Origin of the sequence: Paraflavisolibacter caeni (assembly GCF_025628885.1) — a bacterium.
Taxonomy (GTDB): domain Bacteria; phylum Bacteroidota; class Bacteroidia; order Chitinophagales; family Chitinophagaceae; genus Flavisolibacter; species Flavisolibacter caeni.
Window position 1 is genome coordinate 148,975 of sequence record NZ_JAOTIF010000009.1, and the last position, 22,950, is coordinate 171,924.

Consider the following 22,950-nt stretch of genomic DNA (forward strand, 5'->3'; position numbering starts at 1 on the left):
TAATTTCTTGCCTTACTTTGCTCGTCCTTGTATCTGTCAACACTTGGGCACAACAATGGCAGGTGATTGCCAATGAACAGACGATTGCTTCTTCAACCTCCAGCTATACCAATATCGCCATGGTCAGCGATGGAGCAGTATCCATTCCCTATGTGATTTACACCGAATCTGGAATAGCCAAAGTAAAAAAACAACTGGAAGATTCCTGGATACAGGTGGGCGGCAACGTTTCTTCAGGAAGCGCTACCTATACGCGCATTTATGCTGATGAAACCGGGAATGTTTACGTCACCTATGTGGACGCAGCCAACGGCAACAAACTGGCTGTTAAAAAATTCAACGAAGCCTCCGATACCTGGGAGCCGCTGAACAACAACAGCAATAATCTCTATGTCTCTGCTGGTTCAGTCACATACAGCATCAGCCAATACAACTCTACCCCTAGGAGCGCACTGGCCTTTGATGCGAACAATGTTCCCTACATTGTCTTTGGCGATGGCTCAGGCCTGAACCCTTTTGTAAAGAAGTTCAACGGCTCTGCCTGGGAAACGCTGGGTTCAGGCGCAATCTCTGCACAAAGGGCAGTTGGCGTTGGTATCGCCATTGATGAAAACAACGTCCCTTATGTAGCTTTTGCCAACCAGTCTTCTGCCTCCTCCACTACTGGTAATCTGGTTTTGTACAGGTATAGCAACAATGCCTGGGAATCAATAAGCGTCCCAGCCCAGGTGAACGGTGCTGCCTCAGGGGCCACGACAGGAATTCGCCACACCTGCATCGCTACCAACAACAGTGGCAACCTGGCAATTGCTTATTTTAATACAGGCAACTCCAACAAAGCCACGGTAATCGTTTACAACAAGACTGCCGGCACATGGAGTTATTCTGCGGCTATATCTACCCGTGATGCACCAAACATCAGCCTGATCAATGATATTTCCGGTAATCTGTACGCCTCCTTCGCCGATGTCATTTCCAATGGCTCAGGACGTTCCGTGACCCGTGTAATGAAACTCGCTGTTGGCACTACTTCCTGGACCGAGTTAAAAGATGCGTCCGTAACTACTGGTATTGACGAACCTGCGGGCAGCATTTCAATTGCTGTGAACGAAAGCAGCCGGCCATACATCGTTTATACAAAACCCAATAGCGTATCAGTAGCTACTCCTATAGTCCGGTTCTATGTTCCTGGTGTTGTTACCCCACCCGATCCCCCTGCTCCCGACCCGGTAGTGAACACACCCAAACAAATGGAATTCCTGAGCCGCGGTGTAGTGGCAGTACGTACCTCAGATGCCAAAGTTTATGTTGGCTGGCGCATGCTGGGGACCGATCCTTCCAACATCGCCTTTAACCTGTACCGTGATGGAGTGAAACTCAATCAAACACCTATTACAACTTCTACCAATTATACTGACGAAACATCGACAAACGGCACATATACCGTTAAACCAGTCATCAATGGCGTGGAAGGAGCTGCTTCAGCCCCGGTTTCAGTTTGGGCCAATAACCAATTGTCCATCCCCCTGGATATTCCGCAAGGCGGCATGACTCCCGATGGTGTTGCCTATACTTATTCGGCCAATGATTGCAGTGTGGGCGATGTGGATGGAGATGGAGAATACGAGATCATCGTAAAATGGGATCCATCCAACTCCAAAGACAACTCACAAGCAGGCTATACAGGTAATGTATACCTCGATGCCTATAAATTGAACGGCACCCACCTTTGGCGCATCGACCTTGGACGCAACATCCGCGCGGGCGCTCACTACACCCAGTTTATGGTCTACGACTTGGACGGTGATGGCAAAGCCGAAGTGGCTTGTAAAACTGCAGATGGTACAATAGATGGAAAAGGCATTACCATTGGCGATCCATTTGCCGACTACCGCAACACCTCCGGTTATGTGTTAGCTGGTCCCGAATTCCTGACCATCTTTAACGGCCTAACTGGTGCTGCTATGGCAACCACAAACTACCTGCCTGCTCGTGGCACTGTTTCTAGCTGGGGCGACAACTACGGTAACCGCGTAGATCGCTTTATAGCTGCAATAGCCTACTTGGATGGAGCTCGTCCAAGCCTGGTGATGGGACGCGGTTATTACACCCGCCTGGTAAGAGTAGCCTGGGACTGGCGCAACGGCCAACTCACCCGCCGCTGGACTTTTGATAGCAACGATGCAGGCAACGGAGCCTATGCTGGTCAGGGCAACCACCAGATGAGTATAGGCGATGTGGACGGTGACGGTAAAGACGAAATTTTCAATGGATCGAGCACCATCAACGACAATGGTAAGGGTCTTTGGTCCAACGGTTTGGGTCATGGCGATGCCATGCACATGACCGACATGGACCCTGACAGGCCTGGTCAGGAAATGTGGAGCTGCCACGAAGACCAGGGTTCTTACAAAACCAACGGCTTGGTATTGAAAGATGCCAAAACCGGCGTGCCTTTCTGGGGTGTACCCACTACTGGCGACATCGGCCGTGCTATGGCCGCCGACATTGACCCCACCCATAAGGGCTATGAAATGTGGGGGTCCTCCGGCAACCTATACGATGCCAAAGGTGTGCAGATCAGTACCAACAAACCTACCTACAACTTCGGTATCTGGTGGGACGGCGACCTGAGCCGTGAACTGCTGGATGGAACGAAATTGGACAAATGGAATCCAGCTACCAACTCATTGAACAGGCTGTATACCATTTACAACGCAGCTCCTGTTTCCTCCAACAACAGTACAAAGGCCAATCCTGGCCTCACTGCCGACCTGCTGGGCGATTGGCGCGAGGAAATGATCTTCCGCCGCTCCGATAATACGGCCCTGATCCTGTTCACAACCACCATTCCTACGGAACACCGCATCTATACCCTGATGCACGATCCTCAGTACCGCACGGCAATCGCTTGGCAGAACTCGGCTTATAACCAACCGCCTTATCCGAGCTTTTATCTGGGCAACGATATGGCCACCCCGCCTGTCCCCAATATTGTGGTGACTGACTTTGTACCACCTTCGGTGTCCGGTGTTACCAAGCAGACAGCAACAGCCGAAGTCACCAATGCAACTTCAGTGACCTACAGGGTAAACTTCTCTGAAAACGTACAAGGTGTGGATGTGTCCGACTTTAGTCTGGCAGCGACTGGAACTGCATCCGGCGACATTGCTTCAGTAAGCGCTGATTCCGGCGCTTCCATTGATGTAACAGTAAATAACATCACCGGTGATGGAACACTGCGTCTGAATGTAAACAGCAGCAATACGGGCATCACGGATGAAGCATCCAATCCATTGACCGAAGGCTTCACAGCCGGTGAGACCTATAACTTCGATCATACGGCACCAACGTTCACTAATGCCTCCGTCAATAAACCATCTTTGCTAGTGCCTAACCATAAAATGGAGGACATAAAGCTGAACTACGAGGTATTAGACGCAAATAGTACAACTGTTGTAATTTCTATAACCAGCAATGAAGCTGAAAATGGTTTGGGTGATGGCGATACAGCTCCTGATTGGGCAATAGTGGACGAGCACAATATCCAACTTCGTGCAGAACGCTCAGGAACTGGCGCTGGCCGTACCTACACCATTACCATCGAGGCTACTGATATAGTCGGTAATACAAGCTCACAAGTGTTGACAGTGACTGTGCCACCCAACCAGAAAGGACAAAACAACAAAGCCTTGATCGCTGCAAATGTTGAAACGATAGCACAAAAAGGATTAAATGTAAGTGCATATCCCAACCCCTCTGCACAATACTTTAACCTCAACATCCAAAGCAGCAGCAATACACCAGTTACAGTGATCATTACAGATGTTACTGGCCGTGTGATGGAAACAAAGAGTGGAGTTGCTTCCAACAGCAACTTAACCTTCGGTCACTCCTACCAGCCTGGCGTTTACTTGGTTCAGGTAGTGCAGGGAACCGAAAAACTAGTCATCAAACTGGTAAAAAAAGCTGATTAAAAAACTCAAACATGCTATATGAAATCCGACTGCCCCAAGAATTTGGGGCAGTTTTTTATTAAATAATTATGAAATAAAAAACAAGATATTTATCTTTAAATCTATATGATCTGTTTCCCAAGTTAACTCCACCCAATTTGCATATTGCATTTTCTTGATCTGTACCACTCTATTATCAATGATTAACCATAAAAAGAGTTGTGCGGCAACTCGTTATAATAATTGAATAACCTTTTTATAGCTATTATGAAAAAAAAGAGATATGTACAATTGTACATTTTAGTAGCATTATTCTTATTTGTTCATCTTTTTATAGCTAAGTTTTACTCAGAACCATATCCATCCCTTGTTTTTCCTTCTTTTTCAAAAATCGGGAAGAGACATGATATAATAGTGGTCCCTTTTCAAAATGTTTATGCAATTGATAAAATGCATGACACTTTTTTCGTCAATAAAAAAAAAGTATTCTCAATATCCAAATTGGTACATGTTAACAAAATGATAGAAACGGTAAAATTGAAAGAATACTTAATTAGTAAATACAAAGAAGACATAAAACAATATAAGAGTAAAAAAATAATTGATATACTAAATGATAAACAACTTTTTATAAGCTTAACAAAAAAGAATTTACAAAGGCTTTATCCAAATAAATCCTTTGTTTCTCTCCTTATCATAGAAGGTAAAAGAAAGTATAGTGCAAAAAAACAAGAGTTTTATAATGAGGTATTTGATGAAAGAAAAACTTTAATTAAACTTATATGATACTACTTGAAAAATTTTTGTTCCAATCCTATAATACATCAACAAAACATTTAGCGATTTACCGTATAATTTATTGTGTTTTTATCATTGTGTTTACAGGATTACCATCTTTTAACTGGTTAAGCAATTACTTTAATTATTTCTTTTCCCCACCCAAATTAAGTATTGCTAATCTATTTGATAGTTTTCCCAATCAAAGCTTTTTCACTTTCCTATCTGTAATAAATATCATTTCATTCTTTTTTATTTTTTGGGGAATATGGACAAAATATAGCTCTATTATTTTCACATGTACTTACATTCTGGGATCAAACTTTGTTTTTTCATTTGGAAAAATTGACCACGGTATTCTTTTATATATAACACCACTATTTTTAGGGCTAGCAGGATGGGGAAGATATTATTCATTTGATAACTGGCGGCGAAAAACAACTCATTCGGAAGAAGATACAGCATCTACGGACCGTAAAACATTTATTATTTCTGTCCTCGCCTTGATGATCGGTTTTAGCTTTTTTACAGCAGGAATTGTCAAGGCATACGGAGGATGGTGGAAATGGAATGTTGAAGCAGTGAGATTTCATCTCTATGATCATTATTATTCATGGGAAAGGGTGAAATATCTGGCAAATTTTTTCATTAAAATTGACAATCACCTCTTTTGGAAATTATTGGATTATTTAACCTTGTCTTTCGAAATTGGCTTTTTATTAAGTGTAGTTCACCGCAACATTTTCAAATACTTTCTTTCAGCAGCAGTAATATTTCACTGCTTTGTATTATTAATGTTTAATATCACTTTTGCCGCTAATTTAATTGTTTATCTATTATTTATTGATTGGGAAAAATTCAGATATCCTTCATTTATCAACAAGCCAAATCAAAGTACTAATTATAAAATAAAAATTATAGCATTTCTTATTTCATTGTCATTATTGTTTTGTTGGATTTATAAAGCATTGAATGTACATGATACTTCAGATTACCCTTCCATCATTGGTATCACTATGAATCTTCTAAGTAAACCAGATATTTCAACGATCCTTATTTTCCTTTTATCTATTCCAACATTAGCGTTTATTTTATTTATTCAATGGAAAATGGATATAAAAACTACTCAATAAACCACAAAGAGCCTCGTCTTCAGACATAAAGTATAACTTTTAATAAACTTTTCATGGTTAAGTCACTTGCCCCAGTTGTCTTATTTGCTTATAAGAGATTAGAATCTTTACAAAAAACAGTTGACGCGTTACAAAAAAATTTTCTAGCAAAAGAAACTGAACTTATTGTTTTTGCAGATGGGCCCAAGAACCAAAGTGATAAAAAGAAAGTCGCTCTTGTTCAAAATTATATTGATAAAATCGATGGATTCAAAAACGTCACAGTTAAAAAGTACACTGTTAATAGGGGACTTTCAAAGTCTATCAAAGCCGGAGTGTCTGAAGTGCTGACATCATATAAAAGCGTTATTGTTGTTGAAGACGACCTGTTAACAACACCAAATTTTTTAAATTTTATGAACCAGGCTCTTCAAACCTATGAATACAATGAAAAAATTAATTCAATATCTGGCTACACATTTGCTTTAGTCCCATCTTACAACTATGGATATGATAATTTCTTTAACTTAAGAGCTTCTTCATGGGGATGGGCTACATGGGCCAATAGATGGTCTTCAGTTAATTGGGAAATTTTGGATTGTATAAGCAGGTCTTCCATTAAAGAGACGAAAAAATTTGGAACAGATTTTCCATCACTAATACAAAAAGCGAAGTCGCGTGTTGTTGATTCCTGGGCTATTGCTTGGTTTTATTTTCAACTTAAAAATAATCTTTATACAGTTTATCCAATTATATCAAAAGTTCAGAATATTGGTTTTGATTTAGATGCTACTCATACCTTGAAATCAGAAAAGAGATTTAAAACGAAATTGGATGAAAGTCAATCTATGAATTTTAATTTATGCCCAGATATAATAATGGATACAAATTTGCAAAAGCAGTTTAAAAACAACTTTTCGTATTCTACAAGATTTAAATCACTTATGTTTTATTATTATAAAACAGTTTTCAACTACATTCTTCCAACACGATCTTGATAAGATAAAGCTACTGCTAAGCAAGCTGCGTATTCGCCTGCACTTGCAAATTCCTTTTCATTGAAACACTCCTCCCCTACCTTTCATTCATAATATGGTCGCTCTGTTTGGATTCGTACACTTTTTGTACCAGATTCGTACACTGTTCGAGCTAAAGAATTCATAATAAATTGAAAAACAATGGCTAATAAATTGGTATATACTTGGAAGCAATAGATCACATGCTATCGCTATGTTTAAAAACTATCTGAAAACAGCCTGGCGCTATATGATGAGGAATAAAGTTTATAGCGCCCTTAACGTAATTGGGCTGGCTATCGGTATGGCAGTCACGCTATTGATAGGGCTATGGGTTTACCATCAATATTCGTATGACAAGTTTCTTCCTGATTATCAGCGGCTTTATCAGGTAAAGCACAACGCGAATATAGAGGGGGAAATACAAACATTTAATAGCACATCCTTGAAGTTGTCGGATGCATTGCGTACCCAATATCCTGAAATTGAATATGTCGCAGTAACGGACTGGTTTGGCCCACATGGATTGATGAGAGAAAATAAGAAGCTCTATATTCAAGGTGGACAAGTGGAAGAAGATTTCCTGGAAATGTTTCAGTTTCCTTTATTGCAGGGTGATGCCGGCAGTGTCTTGAAAGACCCCTATTCCATTGTATTGACAGAATCAACCGCAAAGGCATTGTTTGGCAAGGAAAATCCCATCAACAAAACCATCCGGTTCGACAATAAGGATGACCTGAAGGTAACTGGTATATTGAAAGACTTACCAGCCAATTCTACTTTTCAATTTCATTATTTGGTACCATTTAGTTATTATGAATCTACAAGCCCTTGGGTAAAAGATGATCGCAACCTTCCTTTTGGCAGCGGGAATAGCTATCAGCAGTTTGTACAACTAAAACCGGGCATTTCCTATGCACAGATAGCTCCTAAAATTATAAACATTGAAAAAACTGGGAATGATCCGGTAGCTAAAAAAACAGAAGTCATTTTACAACCGCTAAAAGACTGGCATTTATATACAAGATATGAGAACGGCACTTCCGTGGGAGGTTTCATTGAGTATGTACAAATGTTTGGCATTATCGGTGTATTTGTATTGCTGATCGCCTGCATCAACTTTGTCAATCTAACGACGGCCCGCTCAGAAAAAAGGGCAAAGGAAGTTGGAATAAGAAAGGTTGTTGGATCTGACCGGAAGCAATTGGTGATTCAATTTTTAACCGAATCCTTTTTACTGGCATTCATCGCTTTTGTGTTTTCTATTGTCTTTGTTCAACTAAGCTTACCTGCTTTCAATATATTGACGAATAATAAAATAAGCATTCCTTTTTCTAATGGACTTTTTTGGATGCTGATGCTGGGCTGTGTAGTAATGACCGCATTATTAGCCGGCAGCAGACCTGCATTTTACTTATCTTCCTTCAAACCGGTAAAAGTGTTAAAAGGTGGCCCGCAAATAGGCAAAACGGCAACCTTGCCACGTAAAGTATTGGTGATACTGCAGTTTAGTTGTTCCATTGGATTGATCATTGCAACCCTTATCGTTTTCCAGCAAATAAAACACGCAAAAGAAAGACCCATTGGTTATGATTTGGGTCGGTTGTTAATGACAAATATGAGCGATGACCTTAACCGTAACTATGTGGCACTTAAAAATGAATTGCTCAGCAAAGGAATCTTAGAAAGCATAACAACGGCTTCAAGCCCCGCGACCAATATTTACTGGCACTCTGATCTTGACCGCTGGCCCGGTAAAAAAGCGGGCGAGACAGTAGAAATGGGTATCATCAAGGTTTCGGAAGATTACTTTAAGACCCTCAATATGAAAATGATGCAGGGTAAGGATTTCAAAGATATCAATGACAAGACAGGCGTGATATTGAATGAAACAGCAATAGAGCGGCTCCAGTTAAAAGATCCTATCAATCAAATCATTCAATGGGACACTTCGCGAAGGATCGTTGGCGTGGTGAAAGATGCCTTGATGCTTTCACCCTTTGCGCCTGCCGATCCTACCATGTTCATTTACGAACCGGGCGCCCAGGGCAACCTTCTATACCGGTTATCAGCCAATATAAATACACAGGATGCAATAAATGAGCTTACGGCGATTTTTAATAAATACAATCCCTCCTATCCTTACGATTATAAATTTGCTGATGCGAGTTATGCAGCCAAATTTAATCTGGAAGTATTGGTCGGAAAACTGGCGGCAATCTTTGCAGGTCTGGCAATCTTTATCTCCTGTTTAGGATTATTTGGCTTAGCTGCATATACAGCCGAACAACGTACAAAAGAGATTGGTATAAGAAAGGTTTTAGGTGCATCCATGCTGCAGGTTTGGATATTGCTCTCGAAAGATTTTATAACATTGGTATTAATAAGCAGTTTAATTGCTTCCCCCGTTGCATTATATTACCTGCAAAATTGGTTACAACAATATGAATACCGCATCAATATCAGCCCCTGGATATTTGTATTAGCAGCTCTTGTTGCAATTGTGATCACCCTTATCACCATCAGTTTCCAGGCTATTAAGGCTGCGCTAGCCAACCCCGTGAAAAGTTTGCGGACAGAATAATATTCGATGATTCTATCCTCACCATCCTCAGTATCCTCAAGTCCTCATTTCTTACAACAATATCCTTTGACTTTCAGGAACGGTTGAAATATGCTGCATTTGGCCTTGTCTGTATTCCTGGTACAAACGGGAAATGTCTTCTAGGCTTTCAGCAATAAATGGTCCGTAAGAAACAATAGGGTCCTTTGTTGGTTTGCCTGCATAAAGAACAAGACGAACCGAATCCTTGCCGCCAGCTAATTTCAGATCACTTTCGGAACTTTCATCGTACAAATCCAGCCAGCCGATCTGGTTTTGACGTAATGGTTGTCCATCTTCACCAACCTTTACGTCACCATTAATTACATACAAAAACGTATTGTAGTTGGCAGGTAAATGCAGCACAGTTGATACACCAGCATCTATGGTAATATCAGCTACAATGAGCGATGTATAGTTTTGTATGGGAGAGCTAATCCCCGCTAAGGAACCGCTGTACAGTTTGATGGCAACTCCATTTTCATTGCTTGTAGGGACATGTTCAAGCGGTAAATCCTGTACCCTTGGCTTTACCCACATGTCTTTCTTTGGAAGAGCCAGCCATAGTTGCAATATCCGCAATTTTGTTTCTTCCTCTATTGTTTCTGTGTGAATGATGCCACTTCCTGCCGTCATCATTTGAAAGTCGCCTGCCTGCATGGTATGTGCAGCATCGCCAATTTTACCTTCAAGCACAAAGGTGACCGTTTCAAACCCTGCATGAGGATGTGGACCACCAACAGGCTCATTACCTTTCTTATCCAGTAGATCATCCATTAACATAATGAAAGGATCAGTTTTTGAAAAACTGCCATTGACCACCGGACGGGCAGTATGACCTGGACCTAAAAATCCTGGTTGTCCTACTGGTGTATTGATAGTTACAAGACTTCTTTTAATGGACATAATAAATGCATTTTTAAATGATTATTGAATCATTGATGATTAAGCAGCGACACTGACAGCCTGTTTCACCAACTGAATGTCACCCTGGACTCTTACTTCTTCACTCAGCGCTACACCACCTGTTTCTAGGATAGCATTGAAAGTAAGGCCAAATTCGCTGCGTTTGATTTTACCCTCTACTGTAAAGCCAGCCCTTTCACCGCCCCATGGATCTCTTTGGTAACACCGCTATATTCAACACTCAGCTGAACTAGCTTAGTGATGCCTTTTATTGTTAGGTTACCCCAAACAATGTAAGTTTCATCATCAGTTTTTTCCACCTTGGTTGACTGAAACTTCAGCTCAGGATATTGCTCCGCTTCAAAGAAATCTGAAGTGCGCAGATGCGCATCCCTTTGCTCATTTTTCGTGTCGATAGAAGCTACGTCTGCTGTGACATAAATTGCTGCAGAGGTTAAATCATCTCCACTGCTTTGCATTTCAACTTGGAAATTGTTAAATGAACCTGAAACATTACTGATCATCAGGTGTTTGATTTTAAATCCTAATTCACTATGTGTGGGATCGAGCACCCATTTTGTTTTTTCCATGATTTTCGTTTTTAAAGTTTTAATTGGATGTCACAAAATTATCTACCTTTACTTTCAAAAGGATAGTACTATACAAAAGGTTAGTAGTTACCTTTGGGTTAGCTTCAAATAATTAGGTATGAGTAAACTGAAAGACAATAATCTGCTTCCCCAGGATCAACAGTGTAAAGCAAGATTGAATGCTGTTGCAGATGCACTCTATGCCATTGGCGGAAAATGGAAATTGCGAATAATTGTTGCTTTAATGGATGGCAACAGGCGGTTTAATGAGTTGCAGCGTTTGATTGAAGGCATTTCTGCAAAAGTGCTTTCTAATGAATTAAAGGAATTAGAGCTGAACGGCTTTATTAAACGTAATGTATTTACGAGTACACCTGTAGTTGTTGAATATGAATTATCAGAATATGCCGAAACATTGAACGGCGTCTTGCAGGCGTTGAGTGAATGGGGTACCATGCACAGAGAAAAAGTGAAAGAGAGCATGAAACAAGAAATTGCCTAACGAAAGACTTATCCCATTTCAATTTAACTGGTAATTTATTGACCATTCACCATTGACCATTCACGACCAATTCCCAAATTATTCAACCTGAAAAGGTATTACCCCTTCGGCCCATCATAATCATAACGGAACCAATTAAACGCAGCTTCACCGCCATCACCCAATTCATTATAGCTAAACAAACCGATCCTGCTCCCCTTCCAATACCCCCACCTTGCCACAAAGGAAGATCCAAACGGAACAAACGTCTTATGATCCAGGCTGTAATAGAATTGATTCTTGTTTTCCTTGATATTGAGTTGAACCTTAAAATAGATCGTGTTGGCTGCTATATTTTGTTCCTTATATCCCTCACCATTTTGATCAAAAAACAGGTACAGCTTCCCTTCTTTCTTCCGCACGCCAATCAGTCCATAAGCCTTACTCATCACACAGAGACCAGCCTTCTGACCTTCAGCAATATTTCGTACATCCATCTCAGTTACAGCTTCTCCTATAGTCCCCATGATCTTCTGTGTAGCCGTATTATGAGCTTGTAAAAAAGTTTCCGCTTTCAATGCTTTCAATGTCAGCCACCCTGGCCGTTGTGTAAGTGACCAAGCTTCATCTACAGGATTATGGTTCCACTGCCACTGCAAACCCAACTGACCTCTGTTAAAATCATCATCTGTTTGAGGCGCAGAAATTGGAAAGGATGTCCCCACATCAGGCTTTTTCCATACATATACAGGTTCTCCAATACCATTTCGGTCTATATCCACTCCAATCAGGGGCCAGCCATCCTGCCAGCTGACTGGTTGAAGATGCAATACCCTTCCCATAGCACCATCAGATTGAAAATGATAGAACCACCACTCCCCTTTTGGCGTTGCCACCAGGGCTCCTTGATGCGGACCATTGATAGGCGTACTACCCTTTTCCAATACCACCTTCTTCTCATAAGGCCCATATATGTTTTTAGACCGCAGCACCGTTTGCCATCCCTCTCCTACCCCACCTTCCGGTATACTGATGTAATAAAACCCATTCCATTTATGGATCTTCGTTCCTTCTGCTACAGGACCAGTATACACGGTAAAGCCACTATCCAGTAGCTGGGTACCATCAGCACTCAACCTGTGAATGATAATAGGTCCCGCTCCATGCAGACTATGACCCAGGTAGGCCTTACCATCTTCATCCCAAAAAGGACAGGGATCTTCCCATTTCGGCACCTTCTTGACCTGCACAAGTGGCGTCCACGGCCCTTCTGGCCTTTGCGCCGTACTCATAAAAAGTCCTTCATCAGGCGTACAGAAATAAACCCAAAACTTTTTATCATGGTAGCGGATAGTCGGCGCCCACGAGCCGCCGGCATAACGCTGGTTAGCATTATACTCTGGAAAATTCAACCCTGTATAAATTCTGCCGATAATTTTCCAGTTCACCATATCCTCGGACTGCAATACAGGCATGCCCATAAAATGAAATTCCGAACACACCATGTAGTACAAATCGCCAACCCTGATCACATCGGGATCCGAATAATCTGCATACAATACCGGGTTAATGAATGTCCCATTGCCCTGATCTCCCCACGAACCGGTTTTAGATTGAGAAAGTCCAATCAATGGAAAAACTAAACAACAAAAGAAGAATAGAAAAGCCCTGATCATTTTGCAAGCAAACATATTTTCGTTTTTAAAACTCCTCAACAACCTTGGAACCATTATACCAGTTGATCATATTTAAAACCAGGTAATTCCAGTTTTGGAAACCCTTGTTCAACACAGGAGCCCCGGTGTCCGGTTCATAATACTCATGCAAGGCACCAGTTTGCTGGTAATCCCTTCCAAATAGTTGAATGGTTTTCACCGCAAGCTCTTTAGCTTCCTGATCAAATCCATATTTCACTAAACCACGAAACGCCAGGTAATTAGACACACCCCAAATAGGCCCAAGCCAGTTAGAAGGATTATTGCTGGCACGCACACTATACATTTTTTCTATCTTGGACAGCGTCCTCACGCCATAAGCAGCATTAAAAGTCCGCTTATCTTCTAGATTTTCCTGGACCATTCTCTTGGCCTGTTCAGGAGTAGCAATACCTGCCCACATGGCCATAAACCCTGACCATACACCAATCCTTTGGATCAGGCAATCATACGCTCTTGGATAACCACTATGCAGCACAAACTGTTGACCGAAAATGATAGAGGGTTCATTGGTGACAGGCCTTAAATTTATATCAACCGAATAATAATATCCATCCTTTTCATCCCAGCAGTTCTTTTGAATCGCATTTTTCAGATCTTCAGCAGCTTGATCATATTCCTTACTGATGTCGTAGAGCTTGAGACATTCAGCCAGGTACACCATCGCCTTCAATTCTTTATACATCAGGCAGTTTAAAAATATGGAAGCAGAACTGCCGCGTGGCCGGAAGAAAGTAGAGGGATCATTATCAACTCCTATAGCTAGGTCATCCTGCCAGTAATACAAACCTGTTGACTTATGACGATGGTGCGACTGGTAGTTATTGATAAAGGCCTGCATCAGGCTAAACTGCTCCCGCAACCATTCTGCATTGCCATTGTTCAACCGGGTCAAAAATGCCGCATGCTGTGCAATCACGGGCTTATGCATATTGGTCTCATAGATATTCTTAGGCTTGATGATTTTGGGATCCGACTTCTTCGCAACCAATATGGGCATATAGCCATCAAACTCCGTATAAGACAGGAAGTTCAACACACAACCCTGCTCATATTGAACAGCATCCTTTCTGTCCTTTTCAGATCCTACATCTGATAAGATTTGCCTTAGGGCGATATTGCTTAACCAGGAATCCCAATCCCACAGGTCATTTGCATAAGCACTGCTACCTGGAGTGATATATGGATAATTCAAAGCCCCGCCCGGTTCTCTGAACATGCCCTTATAATCAGCGTAAATATTTTTCTTGATAAGGGAAATGTAGGGCTGCACACTATCCTGTTTCTGTGCTAAAAGCAATGAAGATGGTAAGATGAACAGTACCATCAATAATTTAAGTTTCACCATTGTATTTTATAAGCTCTTTATTCCAACTTTTGATCATACAGCCACTCTGCCATATGTCCATAAATATATGTGAAGTTGACAAATTAAAAATCATCCCCCTCCTCATTCACCATTGCCCATTCACAATTGACCATTATTACCCCTGTCACCAATATCCGGGCATAAGAATAATCAAATGACTTTAATCAGTAAGTAAAATGAATGAAAATTTCTACTAATAATAACAGTTAAATTTACCGCCTGAAAGTAATTATATTATTAAATTATACCATGTAATGGCGCTCCCGGAACTTCATGATTTAATTGATACATTTAGCCTGTCTTACCACTTGGAAAACACCCCCTTTGGTGTGATACTCTGGGATGGCAACATGAAGGTTGTTTATTGTTCCAAAAGGGCCGCTGCAATGTTGGGATGTGCGCCCGATGAACTTTTGCAAAAACCAATCAATTTATATCAATTTGTTCATGAAGAAGATGCCGCTGGTGTTGCCGCCCTGGTTGCCGAGATCACTTCAGGCCGTACCAACCACAATGAAAGCCTGAATCGGAATCTCACAAAAGATGGTAAGGTTATTTACTGCCAATGGTATAACTCTGCCCAGAAAGATAACGGGGGCAAAGTCATCAATATTTTATCCCTGATTCATGATGTGACCTCCCAGGTCGAAACACAACTTGCGTTAAAGAAAAGTCAGCACCAGCTTTCTCTTGCCTTTAATAGTGCTATTGACCCAATGTGGCTGATCCGGGTGGAAGGGCATAATATATTCCGTTTCGAAACCATAAACCTTGCTTTCACAAAAGTGACCGGCTGGACACCCGAACAGGTGGAAGGCCAACCTATCGAGAAGATAATGCCTGAAGCTTCACATGACCTGGTAAGAGAAAAATACAATGAAGCAATAGAGTCGGGGAAGATCATCGATTACATTGAAGAAGCCCTTCACCCTGCCGGAATAAAATACGGAGAAATCCGGGTAATACCCATTCATGGGGAATCTGGAGAACCGGTACGAATCCTTGGTATAGCCAATGACATCACAGAAAAAGTCTACTTGCAAAAGAAGCTGGATGCAGAACGTGAAATCAAAAGCCGTCAAATTACTTCAGCTGCCATTAGGGGCCAGGAAAGCGAGCGGTCCAAGGTAAGCCGGGAACTTCATGATAATGTGAACCAGGTCCTAACTACCATAAAGTTGTATATCGAACTTTGTATTGATCAAAAGATCGATACTGCTTCCATATTACCTAAATGTGTCGCTTTCTTAAATGACACGATTAATGAAATTCGGAGTCTGTCTAAGCAGCTTTCTGCGCCCTCGCTGGGGAGCATCAATTTTAAAGAATCCCTAACGGAACTGTTTGAATCTTTACGCTCCTCAATGCAAATTGATGTGCATATCGAGTTCGGTGCACTACCCTTCCTGGAAATGGAAAGCGAGCTTCATTTGACACTTTACCGTGTGGCCCAGGAACAGGTAACAAATATTATTAAACATGCAAAAGCAGATCGTGTCAACGTCTCATTAACAGAGGAAAGGTCTCTTTTGCGTTTCACCATCTCTGACAATGGGGTAGGTTTTGATCTCACGCAGAAAACGCACGGCATTGGCATTACCAATATGCAAAGCAGGGTGGAAATTCTAAATGGCCATTTTCAAATTAAAAGTAGCCCGGGAGCAGGAACCTGCCTGGAAGTTGAGATTCCTGTCATAATTGAGGATAATATTTGTTATGCCGAACAGGCCATATTAAATCCTGCCTTTTCTTAAGCATGTAATTTGCTGACCCCCTGGCTGCGACCATACATTTACTTTTTCCTGCACTTTACAAGCGGTTGACGACGCTATAAAAACAAGCCACGTTTACCTATTAGTATGAATGCGGGAAATATTGATTTTTTATAGAACCATCATCAAACAAATCCAGAATAGCGTAACCGGGAGGTGTTTCTTTATAATAGTATTTACCTGCTGATTCTTTATCACCTTCGCCCCACCAATACCCACTCATAGAGCCATTACAAAAATATTTCACACCGTTATAGTCTGCATTGTCCAGTAAATGAATATGCCCGCTTAAACAATTGATTTTTTTATCCCGGTGTTTGTAGAAGAGGTTGGTGATGTAGGAAGAGTCCGTATGATTACCACCCACTACATGGGTGCATACGGCCAGTATAGGATAATGGCTTAAACAAATAACCTGAGTATTTGCAGGCAGGGCTTCCAATTCTTTTTCCAGCCAATTTCGTTGTTCTTCATCCAATGATCCGGCGTTTCCATTATTGCTGTCCAGAATTATAAAATGCCAGTTCTTTTTGTTGAAACTATAGTAGCGACCAGGGATTCCCAATTGCTTTACTACATAATCTTTACCGTACATAACATCCTTTTTATCCGGTGCAGCCCACCACATATCATGATTGCCCAGACAGCTATGCACTTCAAATTGATTGATACACTGTGTAGTTTCATGCCATATCTGCCACAATTCATTTACTCTTTCACGGGTAATATTATTATAATCGGCTGCAAGAATGCTATCTCCTCCATTTAGAAAAAAATCAACATTGTGTTGTTTAATTTCTTCCAGGCATTTTTGAAAACGGCTGGGAGCATTTTCCTCCGGCCGGATATGCACATCGGTAATATGCGCTATGCGTAAAACTCTTTTTCTCTTGGTTATTTGCGCTGCAGTGGAAGCAGCAATTCCCTGACCACCCAACGCAACTGCACCCACTGTCGTGCCTATATGTTTTAATATTTCTCTCCTTTTCATAATAAATTTTAAAAGCAGGGAAGCACACATTGAAGAATGCCTCCCTGCACACCAATAAACCACTTTTTTATTTACTTATATCCATGATGTTTCAAGGACAACATTACCAGGTCTATTCAATTGAAATTGGTATTAATTTAGTCCCAGCCGAATATCTGCGGACCAAGATTGGGATTGAGTGTCATTTGGTTAAAGGGAATAGGTCGGTAATAATACTTGGGAGCAACAAATTGTCGGACCTTGTTATCGGTAACAATGGGGCCGCCATTTTTACCATTTTTCAGGTACACGGTAACATCCTCTCCATAGCTGCCTGCCTTATAATAAACCAATTTTACCCCTAATGAGTTGGCTTCCTGGGAGCCGGATGGCGGAATGGATGCCGTTTTATCAATAAGGATAATGTCCTCTACACCGTCGCCAGTCAAATCATATTTCCCCAGGCCCGGGAAATACATGCCTTCCGGAATTTTTTCCAATTCCATACCGGTATTCCATCTCATCAGGTCGTCAAAGCGGTAACCTTCTGCAGCAAATTCAACCCTTTTTTCCCGCCGGATTTCTAAAATTACGCCTTTGTTGGCCCCTGTTACATCCGGATATTTTGATGCTAAAACAGGATCAGCATTACCATTGGCCGCAGCCAGGTTAAGTGCCGGCATTCCTACCCTGCTTCGCAACAGGTTAACTGATTTGTCTAAATCCCCCTGGGTAAGAGTGCCCAGTTCGGCCAAAGCCTCGGCGTAGATCAACAAGACCTCCGCATAACGATAAGCCGGAAAATCAACACTGTTGTTAACCTTTGAATCGGTAGTATTGATATAACCTTTTAACTGGTGGTAACCGGTGAAGTTTTTGTTCAGTCGCAGAACGTAGGGCTGTGTATTCGGCGCCAATTTTATTCCCGGATACATGAATGTTTGCGATAGCCGCGGGTCGCGGTTTTGAAACTCCTGTACAAAGCTAAAAGTTTGGTAGTCCGGCTGGTCAGTAAATCGGCTGCCGTCCTTCATTAAATAAGTTTGTACCAGGTCACGGGACAGGGATTGCTCATAGTTATTAATATAGCCATTATTTCCGCCGCTTCGGTTCAAATCCTGGTCATATATATTAGCTAAAATAACCTCCTTGTTGCCCGCCAGGCTGGCACTGTTAAACAAAGCAACATAATCACCATGCAACTGGAATTTATTGGAGGCAATGATCTCATTAGCGATCTGTGCTGCTTTTTGCAAAAAGCTATTCGCCGTGTTTTGCAAATTCAATTCAGTATGGTATCTGCGGTAAGTACCCTCGTACAATGCCGCTCTTGCGTACACTAGTTTTACTACCCATTTGCCCGGCGTGCCTTCAGGTACTGATTCTTTTACGTGTGAAGCGGCAAATTCCAGATCGGTCATTATACTATCTATGATAAGCGTCCGTGGATCCCGGCTTTTATACAAGTCCACCGTATCGCTGGGATTGAGTGCCCGTGAATACCAGGGCACATTCGAAAACCTTTTTACCTTATCAAGATAAAACTCAGCCCTGTAATATCGGGCCAGTCCTGCATAGTGATCCTTCACCTCTTGGGTTACTGCAGCCTTATCATAATTCTGCAAAAAATAATTGATATTCCGCAAGCGGCTCCATGTCCATCCGCCGGTAATATTCTGCGAATTAGGCGTGCCGGTCATCATGGATTTTATTTCTTGGGCGGAAGTAGTTGCTTTGTCATCTGTATTCTGATCACTGACATATGACCACCTGTCGGGTAATGAAATCAACCCATTAATGTATAATGCCAGGTCTTCTTCCGACTTAAAAAACAAATCGGGCGGAATAGAAGTTTGCGGAAAGCGATCCATAAAGTCTTTCTTACATGATGCAGCCATGATCAGCATCATGCAACAGATTACTATATAAAGATTATTTTTTCTCATTTTCTGATGTTTAACGCGCTTAGAAATCAAGATTCAGCCCCATTGCATATTTGCGTTGGAAAGGATAGGCCCAGCCATAACCATCAGCTACAGCCTCTGGATCAAAATATTTTTTGACCTCAGAAAACTCAAACAGGTTTTCACCGGTAACAAACAACCGCAAACGGCTGATCTTATACCGCTTAGTGAGTGCAACGGGTAAGGTATAACCCAGCGTTAGGTTCTTTAGCCGCAAATACGCTGCATTCAACAAATATTTGTTCTGTGGAAGATCCAGGCCACTGCCATAATTGTTATCGGCGAGCCAGGCTTGCAATACCGGGAAATAAGCACCCGTATTGGCATCAGCTAAACCGGCTGCTATATATGAAGCGGAATGTCTGGCCCTTTCGGCACCTGTTTCAGAAGCAGCACGGTAAAAATCCAGGTTCCAGGGATATACGCCCGCATAAGGTTGCTGGTAAGGTCCCCAAAACAGGTAATGGTGAGGGTAAAAATCCTTTTTAGCCACTCCTTGCAAAAAGGCAGAAAAATCAAAATTGTTCCAATCCATATCTAAGTTGAAACCGAAACGGTACCTGGTGCTGCTGTTCCCAATGACTTTCAAATCCCCCGGGTTTGTTTGGGTGTTCCCTTTAGTTATTTTTCCATCCTTATTCTGGTCTACATATTTAGGCCAGCCTTTTACAATTTCTAATGCCCCCCAGGGTACAATGGCCGACTCATTGAGGCTGTTTATTTCCTCCTGGGTTTTGAAATAACCGTCATTTTCAAGCCCCCAGATTTCTCCGATATACTGACCAACCCGGTAGTTGTTTAACAGGAGCTGGTCATTTTTATATTTTGTGATCTTGGTACGGGAGTCCGATAGGGTAAACCTCGCGCCAAAACCAAAAGGCTTTGAAGCTAGTTTGAAATTGTCCCGGAAACCAACTGTTAATTCAAATCCTTTGGTAGCCAGATCAGCCACATTTTGTGTTGGAGCACTTGTGCCGAGTACTCCAGGCAACTCAGCAACCGGACCAAGCATGCCTATTGTTTTGCGGACATAGTAATCATAACCAATCTGCACCTTATTCTTCAATAACCCAACGTCTGTACCTACGTTAAAAGTGGTTACCCTTTCCCATGTATAGGTATCGGGATCCACACGCAATGCAGGTGCACCAGAAACTACGGTAGGATAAGCATTATTAATCAGGTAGGAAGATCTTGCAGTAGGCAAAGTTTGAATATATCCAAAGTCGCTTACACTTTGGTTGCCTAAGTCCCCGTAAGATGTACGAAACTTAAGCGTAGGTACGTATTTGGTCAGGGATTGTAACAAGGGCTCTTCGCCGGCTACCCATGCAGCAGAAACCGAGGGGAAAAAGCCCCACCGGCGTTCTTTAGGGAAACGGGAAGAACCGTCACGCCGGCCATTGGCTTCGATAATATAACGGCCTTTATAAGTGTAATTAAAACGGCCGAAAATACTGCGAAGTGCATAGGTAGTATAATCTGCACCAAGAGTAGCCGTACCTGTAGTCAGGCCAATGTAAGGCAGGGAGGAGGAAATCAGCACATCCCTGGACGCCTGCTCATAAGACCAAATGTATTCTTCCTGGTTATAGCCTGCCATTAATTTAAGTTCATGATCACTGCCCAGGTGCTTGGTATAATTTGCATACAGATCATATACATCATGCTTCACATTGCCATTCCTGATGGAGACAGAACCACTACCGCCCTCTTCGCGTATATCCGTAGGGCCATAGCCAATCTTGTATTTTTGATAATCGGTATTATTCCTCCAGAGTTCTCTTTTGAAACTGGCACTTCCGGTAACCTGCAAATCGTTGTTTAAAAAACTGGCAACGCCTTTGATGATGTTCTGAAAGCCAAACCTGCTTTGCTCATTTCGTCCACCTTTCGTTAATTGTGCGCCCAGTCTTCCCGCTGCTGTATTGGCCCATGTGCCATCAGGATTTTTAGCTACCTGTGTAGGCTGCAGATAATAAAGATCGGTTATAGAATAGCTGGGGGCAGATGAAATGGTCTGGTAAATATTCAGGTTGTTATCAAATTTCAAACCCTTGATGGGTGTAAAATTTACACGGGTTCTTAGTCCATACCGTTTCCAATCATCTTTAGCCAATTTGTTCAGACCGTTTTCTTTTGTATAATCTGTAGAGACCAGGTAACTGAAAGGTTTTCCTTTACCAATTTCCGATCCGCCACTGAAGGAAAGACTATGATTTTGCGATGAACTTGTTTTATTAAAGAAATAGTCATTCCAGTTATTGCTCCCCATATAGATCCATTTGTTCGGATCATTGGGGTCTGTTCGGATGTCTTCTACTGAGGGATTGTCAGAACGCTCTTTGGCCCATTGGTAATAAGAATCGGAATAATTCACATAATCCCAGGGCGTATTATCAGTAGAGGTTTCCAATACTCTGGAATAGATATAGGGATCTGTTACCATTTCTGGTAATACGGTGCTGCGGGACCAGGAAAAATAATTATTATAACTAATGCGCTGTTTTCCACCACTGGCTCCCTGCTTCGTTGTGATCAGGATAACGCCAAAGGCGGCACGGGCTCCGTAAATGGCTGCCGAAGCTGCATCCCGCAGCACGGTAACAGAAGCAATATCAGAGGGATTGAGACGCATGATATCATCCGTAGCCGATGCTATCCCGTCAATAACAATCAGTGGAGAGGCTCCACCGCCCGTAAGGGTTGTAACACCCCGAACATTTATGGCAGGAGTAGAACCCGGCCTTCCACCCGAATACGTAATGTTCAACCCTGGACTAAGCCCCTGCAAGCCCTGAAAAATATTGGCAATGGGTCTTTTTGCCAATTCTTTACCAGAAACCTGGTCCACCGCACCGGTCACATTGATTTTCTTTTGCGTTCCATATCCCACTACCACAACTTCATTCATGGTATTGTCAATAGCCGCTAGGGTAATAGAAACCGAGTTTCTTCCGTCCAATGCTATTTCCTGGCTAGTATAACCCACGAAAGAAAATACTAGCACCGCATTTTCCGGTACTTTTAATTCAAATTCCCCTCTTTCATTTGTTGTAGTTCCAAGGTTGGCATTTTTCACCTGAACACTCACGCCTGACAAGGATTCACCAAGGCTATTGACCACTTTTCCCGTTACACTAACATCATTGTTTTCTGAACCACTGGGAGCAATGACCACTAGGTTGTTGGCCATCAGCCGGTAACCCAACTTTGTATTGCTCAATAGCTCATTTAAGAGCTGGTTGATCGTCCAATCCCGGGCTTCGACATTTATCTTTTTATTCAGAGGGAGATAATCATCGTTGTATACAAACCTGTAGCTGGTTTGTTTTTCAATCATTGAAAAAGCATTCTCCAGGCTTTCCCTGGAAATTTTGATGGAAATTTTCTGAGAATGTCCTGTAGCACTTACCTGCATGCAGAGAATTAACAAGAAGACAGCTGTGAATTTCATAATGAGAAGCAGTTTATGGTGGCTTCGCTCCTTGTGAAACCATTTCGGCAGTAGCCTTTTTTTCATAACTTTGAATTGTTGGTTGATAAATATTGTGGTGAACGTCAAGACATAACAGTATCATTAACCAATAATTTTTAGCGGGAAATGGGCCAACATTTCCCGTTTTTTATTGGTTCAAATGACTGCTGTATTTTTTTTGAATTAAGTAGAGAAGGATCTTTTCATCGTACAGTTATTTTGGTAAATAAAAATTTCATTTG

14 protein-coding genes are annotated in these 22,950 nt (G+C 41.9%); 7 read left to right on the forward strand and 7 right to left on the reverse strand.

The window, feature by feature from the left end:
- Positions 1–17: 17 nt before the first annotated feature.
- The 5 genes from OCK74_RS13315 to OCK74_RS13335 all read left to right on the forward strand — a co-directional run bounded on the left by OCK74_RS13315 (position 18) and on the right by OCK74_RS13335 (position 9,445).
- Positions 18–3,977: a rhamnogalacturonan lyase family protein gene (locus OCK74_RS13315; protein ID WP_279297538.1), complete on the forward strand. Its 3,960-nt coding sequence runs from the start codon at positions 18–20 to the stop codon at positions 3,975–3,977.
- A gap of 246 nt (positions 3,978–4,223) precedes the next feature.
- Positions 4,224–4,742 (forward strand): hypothetical protein, encoded by a 519-nt coding sequence (locus tag OCK74_RS13320; protein WP_279297539.1) that lies wholly within the window; start codon positions 4,224–4,226, stop codon positions 4,740–4,742.
- Positions 4,739–5,866, forward strand: a complete 1,128-nt coding sequence (locus OCK74_RS13325) for a hypothetical protein (RefSeq protein WP_279297540.1) — start codon at positions 4,739–4,741, stop codon at positions 5,864–5,866. Before OCK74_RS13320 ends, OCK74_RS13325 begins: the two co-directional genes overlap by 4 nt.
- A gap of 53 nt (positions 5,867–5,919) precedes the next feature.
- A complete protein-coding gene (locus OCK74_RS13330; RefSeq protein WP_279297541.1) occupies positions 5,920–6,843 on the forward strand; it encodes a glycosyltransferase in 924 nt (307 codons plus the stop codon).
- Positions 6,844–7,075: 232 nt separating this feature from the next.
- Positions 7,076–9,445, forward strand: coding sequence for an ABC transporter permease (locus OCK74_RS13335; protein ID WP_279297542.1), 2,370 nt, complete (start codon positions 7,076–7,078; stop codon positions 9,443–9,445).
- A gap of 51 nt (positions 9,446–9,496) precedes the next feature.
- On the opposite strand, the gene OCK74_RS13340 is transcribed toward OCK74_RS13335, so the two are convergent.
- Positions 9,497–10,369 carry a pirin family protein gene (locus tag OCK74_RS13340; protein ID WP_279297543.1) on the reverse strand — a complete coding sequence of 291 codons (873 nt, stop codon included), beginning with the start codon at positions 10,367–10,369 and terminating at the stop codon, positions 9,497–9,499.
- Positions 10,370–10,545: 176 nt separating this feature from the next.
- Positions 10,546–10,959, reverse strand: a complete 414-nt coding sequence (locus OCK74_RS13345; protein WP_279297544.1) for a YceI family protein — start codon at positions 10,957–10,959, stop codon at positions 10,546–10,548.
- A gap of 118 nt (positions 10,960–11,077) precedes the next feature.
- On the opposite strand from OCK74_RS13345, the gene OCK74_RS13350 reads away from it, so the two are divergent.
- Positions 11,078–11,461, forward strand: coding sequence for a winged helix-turn-helix transcriptional regulator (locus tag OCK74_RS13350; protein WP_279297545.1), 384 nt, complete (start codon positions 11,078–11,080; stop codon positions 11,459–11,461).
- Between the two features lie 98 nt (positions 11,462–11,559).
- On the opposite strand, the gene OCK74_RS13355 is transcribed toward OCK74_RS13350, so the two are convergent.
- On the reverse strand, positions 11,560–13,131 hold the full coding sequence (locus tag OCK74_RS13355; RefSeq protein WP_279297546.1) for a glycoside hydrolase family 43 protein: 1,572 nt from the start codon (positions 13,129–13,131) through the stop codon (positions 11,560–11,562).
- 10 nt (positions 13,132–13,141) lie between these two features.
- Positions 13,142–14,503 (reverse strand): MGH1-like glycoside hydrolase domain-containing protein, encoded by a 1,362-nt coding sequence (locus OCK74_RS13360; protein WP_279297547.1) that lies wholly within the window; start codon positions 14,501–14,503, stop codon positions 13,142–13,144.
- Between the two features lie 275 nt (positions 14,504–14,778).
- On the opposite strand from OCK74_RS13360, the gene OCK74_RS13365 reads away from it, so the two are divergent.
- Positions 14,779–16,278 (forward strand): PAS domain-containing sensor histidine kinase, encoded by a 1,500-nt coding sequence (locus tag OCK74_RS13365; protein WP_279297548.1) that lies wholly within the window; start codon positions 14,779–14,781, stop codon positions 16,276–16,278.
- A 100-nt stretch (positions 16,279–16,378) separates the two neighbouring features.
- On the opposite strand, the gene OCK74_RS13370 is transcribed toward OCK74_RS13365, so the two are convergent.
- The 3 genes from OCK74_RS13370 to OCK74_RS13380 form a co-directional block, all read right to left on the reverse strand.
- On the reverse strand, positions 16,379–17,287 hold the full coding sequence (locus OCK74_RS13370) for a metallophosphoesterase family protein (RefSeq protein ID WP_279297549.1): 909 nt from the start codon (positions 17,285–17,287) through the stop codon (positions 16,379–16,381).
- Between the two features lie 137 nt (positions 17,288–17,424).
- A complete protein-coding gene (locus OCK74_RS13375) occupies positions 17,425–19,212 on the reverse strand; it encodes a RagB/SusD family nutrient uptake outer membrane protein (protein ID WP_279297550.1) in 1,788 nt (595 codons plus the stop codon).
- Positions 19,213–19,231: 19 nt separating this feature from the next.
- A complete protein-coding gene (locus tag OCK74_RS13380; protein ID WP_279297551.1) occupies positions 19,232–22,687 on the reverse strand; it encodes a SusC/RagA family TonB-linked outer membrane protein in 3,456 nt (1,151 codons plus the stop codon).
- Between the last annotated feature and the right edge of the window lie 263 nt (positions 22,688–22,950).